This is a genomic window from Paraburkholderia sp. 31.1 (genome assembly GCF_014397645.1).
GTDB classification, from domain to species: Bacteria; Pseudomonadota; Gammaproteobacteria; order Burkholderiales; family Burkholderiaceae; genus Paraburkholderia; species Paraburkholderia tuberum.
The window spans coordinates 1-3,135 of the sequence record NZ_VZQN01000122.1; the positions used below are offsets into that span (position 1 = coordinate 1).

The 3,135-nt window shown below is 55.2% G+C and carries 3 protein-coding genes and 2 pseudogenes; 2 read left to right on the plus strand and 3 right to left on the minus strand.

Features of this window, described 5'->3' with window-relative positions:
• Positions 1 to 440 (minus strand): response regulator transcription factor (locus tag F6X37_RS35425; protein WP_187614631.1); only part of this gene is annotated, 440 nt, incomplete at its 3' end.
• Positions 441 to 907: 467 nt separating this feature from the next.
• The gene (locus F6X37_RS37445) at positions 908 to 1,033 is read right to left on the minus strand and encodes a hypothetical protein (protein ID WP_262420163.1); all 126 of its coding nucleotides are present in this window, start codon (positions 1,031 to 1,033) and stop codon (positions 908 to 910) included.
• A 123-nt stretch (positions 1,034 to 1,156) separates the two neighbouring features.
• Here F6X37_RS37445 and F6X37_RS35430 point away from each other — a divergent pair.
• Positions 1,157 to 1,439 (plus strand): annotated as a pseudogene (locus F6X37_RS35430) (transposase); the annotation flags it as partial.
• A 267-nt stretch (positions 1,440 to 1,706) separates the two neighbouring features.
• On the opposite strand, the gene F6X37_RS35435 reads toward F6X37_RS35430, so the two are convergent.
• Entirely contained in the window at positions 1,707 to 1,922 is a 216-nt protein-coding gene (locus F6X37_RS35435; RefSeq protein WP_262420164.1) for a DUF3597 domain-containing protein, read from the minus strand.
• A 637-nt stretch (positions 1,923 to 2,559) separates the two neighbouring features.
• Here F6X37_RS35435 and F6X37_RS35440 point away from each other — a divergent pair.
• Positions 2,560 to 3,135 (plus strand): annotated as a pseudogene (locus F6X37_RS35440) (hypothetical protein); the annotation flags it as partial.

Sequence of the window (3,135 nt, forward strand, 5' to 3'; positions counted from 1 at the left end):
CCCTTAAGCAGCGCCTGCTTCGCAATCAGATCGAAGTCGTAATCTCCATAGACTTCGCGCCCAGCAGCACTGAGCTGATAGGTGCGTCGCAACAGCGAACTGACGCGCGCGAGCAGGACACTTCCAGGGACCGGCTTGACGACGTAATCGTCGGCTCCGTGATTAAGTATTGACGCGATATCCGCTTCACTGCTGCGGCTCGTCATGAACAGAACAGGAAGTCGTTCAGAGAGCCTACCTCGAACCCAGCACAAGATCTCTTTGCCCGACATGTCTGGCACGTTCCAGTCGAGTATGAGTAGATCAAAGGTCTGCCGTCTCAGTTGCCGTGCCAGTTCCCGGCCAGAGGAAAACGCGTGGCAGATATGCCCTGCCGGCGATAACGTCTGAGAGCAAAAGTCGGTTTGTGCCTGATCGTCGTCTAGGACAGCAATTCTCATAGAATCCTCAAAAGTATTGTCAAGTTGTCGTTCAGCGCGAGTTCTCTAATGGACTGCCCGCATCATCGATGCCTCTTCGTAAAAAGGCCCCGAAAAAAATCGCATTTTCGTGATAAGTATGGGTAAATTAATAATGAAAATTACAAGGGCACTGATGAAATCATTAACTAATTCGTAGTCGATCGGGTGCTATATCGACATGCTTTTACTGCAGTAGGGTTGCGAATCACGGGAGTTCCTTTTGTGGACGATGCAGATGCCACCGCAGATCCCGGCTCATTCCCGTCTTGATGGTCGGTTAGATCTTGCCGAGCGCGTTAGTCTTGACGTCCCTGGTTGGGCGTCTCGTCTGGGATTAGGCTCCTGAAAATAGCTCGCCAGCCGGATCAACCGCAGACGCGTTGCTTGGTCGGCGGCAAACATCTTGATAGCAGCAGACCGATGCGGCCCGGATGGCCGTCGACCATCTAGTAGATCTTGCGCGTGAGCTGTTTGAGAAACCGCTTCGTGAGTTCGATGAAGGTGGCATTCATGAGCATTCCTTCGAAGATCATGAAGTTCAACTCGCCGCGGTTGGAGATCGCCGAAATCATGTTGCACCTTGAAGGGCTTTTCGGCCGCACGCACCAGCGTCTCGCCTTGCGGGGCAAAACTAGTACCGTTCACACGGTTGCTGTGCAAACCCGTTTCTTCGTTCCAATAGATCCCATGCGCGCATTCGTGGCAAGTGGGGAGGTCCACTGCATAAACCGTAAATTGTTCAGCGCGACCGGGGCTACAGTTCTGAGAATCATCGACAGCGCCTGTAAAAACATGGCGTCACGCCGGCGCTCGCAAAAATCGGTTCGCCACACGGCAGTGGTCTCGGCGAAACGCATTGGCCAGTCGAACGATCGATTGCGTGGCTTCGCTCGTTTTGACGCCTGAAGATTCGCTACGAACGATGCGCCCATATCCCATGAAGATTTCCTTTCTCTCGCTTGCGCTTTGATGTGTTGAGCGTGTCTCAAGCCGATGTTTAACTAATTTCGAAACAGCTTCTAACGGTAGAACTTGTCATCGCAAAAAGCGAGAGCGGTCGTCTCTGGCATGTCTATGCCGATGAGCTGTATTCGTCGCGGTCTGTCAATGCAAGCGCCATCGCCGAGTTAGCCGCGAGGGATGGCAGATGTGATCCGTGCATGCCCGTGCGCCTTTCCGAATCAGTTTTCACGATTCACGGCATTCAGCCAATATGACACGTATGAATTTTGGGGCTCTGGCGAATTAGAAGAGGCCCGTATTGGACTTTCTGTCAACGCGTGGCTTAACCGCCCAGATCGGGCGGAAACTTGCCACCCTTTGCGACAGCGTCGCCGTCACCTCGCTATGCAGCCAGATGTTCACGCTCGCCGAGTCATTCAAGTGTCCGGAATACCTCAGATCCTGCGTCAGCAGTTTGCGATATTCAACGCTTCTGTGCCGGATCAGGAGCAGGCTCAACTGTCGGCGTCCTCGCGTCGGGATTTGCCTCGTGGAACAGCTTGTTCACGATGTCACCGAAGATGCCCAATTTTTTCCCATGAGTCGAAATTGGCCTGCTTGCAAACCCGTCGGCGTCATGAATCGCGCGGGGATCAGCCCAGCAAGTTGGATGCACTAGCTTGCGCCGGCGATCCCGAGAAGAACAACCGATAAAAGCGAGGAGGTATAAGGCGCGCCGCTTTACAAGTCCGAAATTGCATGCCTCCGGTCAAAGCAAATTGGGCGGGCGAAGAGTCGAATCTCCATGAACCTCTGGCGCTCGTCTGAGGTCGTCGAGCTTCGTGATTGTGCCGTGCGCGGGGGCGATGCGACTCGCTGCCGCAGGTCGATACTTATGGGGACAGAGTTTTTTCGGATTGGTCACATAGGGCGAAATGGGGCGTCGCCTTACTCTATCTCTATCGCATTAACCCTTTTAGGACTCGCATGTAGATAGCGAAGGGACCCTTTCCAACGGTTTCTGACCGGATTGTGTAGCGCGGAAGGGTACCCAGACTGTTGGATTTTCGCTCTATCCCGTTTCCGCCCGCTGCCGCGCGTTTCAAGCACTGTCATTTACGCCTGCAGCCCTCTATTTTGACTGCGAGGTTTTGACATGATGTCGTTCCACTTTCTAGGTAACACCTTCCCCAAGGCGCAAGCCATTGCCATCGCAGTGGGCAATTCTATGCGTTCCAGATGTAAATCTCCAGCGAGTTCCATCGCGGGTGCAGGAGTGCTGTGTGGCATGGTCGCGATTCTCGGCCTATCAGTTTCGACTGCAGCACCAGAAATATTCAATCGCGTGAAGGCATCCAGCGCGACCTGGTCCGGCCTTGGGGTGACCGTGCCGGCTGCGCAACCCGTCGAGCGACCTCGGCAGATGTCCGAAGGTTCGGCCGATATTGCCGGCAAGTTCAGCGGGTTCGTTGGCGAGGCTCAAAATAGTCCGCTATCTGGCGCTGTGCCGCTTGTCGCGCCGGAGGCCGAAATCGGGTCATACGCTGGGCGGATCGAAGGCAACTTGCGCGATACTCTGGTGCGGGCCGACGTGCCTGTCGAGATACGGGAACAGATTGCACGTATTTTTGCCTCCCGGCTCGACGTTGCGGCGCCCGCGCAGAAGGGCGACACCTATCGCGTTTTCCACGGGCGCGATGCCGCGGCGCCACAGCGCAGGCGCGTGACGGCC

Bases quoted from the DNA above. Each gene is read 5' to 3' on its own strand.
- F6X37_RS37445 (WP_262420163.1), bottom strand. From the start codon at position 1,033: ATGATTTCGGCGATCTCCAACCGCGGCGAGTTGAACTTCATGATCTTC.